The following is a 2,419-nucleotide window of genomic DNA, read 5'->3' as shown; positions in this document are numbered from 1 at the left end:
GGTCAGTTTTAGATCTGTAAATTTCAGCTTTTTCAGAAATGTTTCTTTCAAGTGCAGAACTCCGTTTGTTCCCTTCAGTTGCGGTGAAGTGAAAACTTCTCCCACCGGAATATTCACATCTGCTCCGCAATTCACAAAATTCGTATGCTTGTCAGGATTTTCCAATTTTTGCATCTTAACTTTGATGTCAGTCAGATTCCCACTTTTTCCTTTGACATGAACATAATCTGCTAAATCGAGAACATCGACAATATGCTGCTGGATTTCTTCGTGATGAATTGTATCTACCATATTAATCGCAAGAGTTTCCTCAAAGATATCTTCGAATTTTTCACCAATTTCCGGAACTGGAAAACCAATAATACAGAAACTGGTTTTTGATCGAGAGATGTATTTATCAATGATCTTACTTCTTTCAATATTCATTTTTTGGATCAGTTTTTGTTGTTCTGATGAAAGCTTCAAACAAGCATCTTTTTGTTTAGGATCAAAGGGCTTTTCCCCGAATTTATCAAAATAAAAAGGACCAGCAAACTTCAATAATTCATCGCCACATTTTTCTGCAGCTTGCTCGATAATATTTATGCTTTTTGCTATAAAATCTTCATCAACAAAAAGAGCTCCAATAAATCTGTGGTCATAATTATATTGTCGATTTATCGTGGTTGACGAAACCGTATTCAGCAAAGCTTTTAAATTTTTATCTGCCAATTCATTAACAAGAACTCTCACCAATTTTTCCTGACCGATATTGTAATAGACATTCACAGTTTCTTTCTGGGAAACATCCTTCCGAGCAAGCTCGAATCCCCGAATAAATGCTTTGACCATCGCTTCTGCTAATTTCTGGATTTTTTCTTCCGGATAATTCAAAAAGAATTCAGCAGTTTTAGTCTCATTTTCCGAAATATATTTTCCATATTGATACAAATATCGGAAATCCGAAAAATCAGCAGTCATTACTAATGAACGAAATCCGGAAGCTTCATAACTGTAATTTTCCAGGAAACGCATCACTTGATTTTCAACAGTTAGTTTCTTATAAGCTTTAGTTGTAACTTTTTGAAAAGAATCTTTATCGCTAATTCCTTTTTTAATGAGCTCATAGAATTCAAGGAAACTCTTGTTCCAAGGTTCCATTAGATAGCGATGATGTTTGATTGAATAAGAAAGAAATCCTCTGAACTGGATATAAAAAGTAGAAAAGATCGTCCCCAGTTCATTGCCAAAAATTCCTACTGAAAATTCAGGATTGGCATAACTTTTTTCATAGTTTTCGGGCAGGACTTCAGAAAAAACAGTCTGATTGAATGCTTTAAGTTCATCCAGAGTTTTTTCTTTATAATACGATTCCGAATACTCCTTTTCAAATTCACTCATCATCAGGATTCTGTCTGCAATCATAAAAATAAATTTCAGAAATTTATCTTCCAAACCTCTGGTTTCATTTCTGATTTGCGTAATCTTTTCAAGATTTTTAAGATAATTATCCTCTATCTCCCTATTTTTCTTTTTTAGAAATTCTGCATAATTGATCATAATTACTCCATTTTATTTATTTATAATTTTATAATTAATCGGAAGTTATCTGCAAATTTTGAACCATTCATCCTATTATTATAAACAACCTGATATTCTTTATTTGCAAAGTTGTGAGATTTTGTTTTTATCATAATGATAATTTTCCTTTGGGAGATTTATCAAATTTTTCGGATCGTATAAACCTTGAAAAAGTTTAAAAGTTTTCTCTCCCTGCTTACTATTTCAACGGTTCTTCAATTCCTAACACTTCCAACCGCTGAAAAGAATAATTGAATGAGTATCTCCGAAAGAATCCATTTTCAAGGTTTACTTGAAAACTCGCATCATCATTTTGGTTGCTTTGCGCAGGAAATCTTTGGAAACCACTTTTTTGTTGTGTTTCGTGTGCATATTAATGTAGAGATTATTTAAAAAATAATTAACTGCAATTTTTGGTTCTATCTCAGGAGAAATGCTTTTATCTTCGATTCCTTTCTTAATGATTTCTGTAAAAAGTTTTAATTTTTTCTTACTTTCATTTTCTAAATCCTGTTCTCTTTTATGATTGGAATCACAAAGTTTTATACCTTTATCGTGGACATATTTTAAAAGTGAAAAATAGATGGAATTCTTGCTGAAAAAGTTATTGTAGGATTTCGCAGCAGCCAGTAGTTTATCATATCCTTTTTCTTTGGAATCTGCTGCCTTTTTGATTAACTCAAAACTGCGATTCCAGCCTCTCATATAAACTGCTAACAGGATTTCTTCCTTGCAGGTAAAATACTTGTATAGAGTTGGTTTTGTGTAATCTGCTTGGGCTGCAATATCTTCCATTTTGGTGTTTTCAAATCCACTTTCGAGAAAGAGTTTTTCGGCGGCTTCTATGATCAGATTTTCC

At 32.6% G+C, this 2,419-nt stretch carries 2 protein-coding genes; both read right to left on the bottom strand.

Features of this window, described 5'->3' with window-relative positions; all coding sequences use genetic code 11:
- Window positions 1-1,539, bottom strand: a 1,539-nt coding sequence (locus ENL20_09575) for a leucyl aminopeptidase (GenBank protein ID HHE38805.1), incomplete at its 3' end; no start/stop codon positions are given.
- Window positions 1,540-1,848: 309 nt separating this feature from the next.
- Window positions 1,849-2,419 (bottom strand): TetR/AcrR family transcriptional regulator (locus tag ENL20_09570; protein HHE38804.1); only part of this gene is annotated, 571 nt, incomplete at its 5' end.

It is taken from the genome of Candidatus Cloacimonadota bacterium (genome assembly GCA_011372345.1).
Classification (GTDB): Bacteria; Cloacimonadota; Cloacimonadia; order Cloacimonadales; family TCS61; genus DRTC01.
The sequence above is the reverse complement of the archived record's forward strand: the minus strand, read 5'-3'. Positions and strand labels throughout refer to the sequence as shown.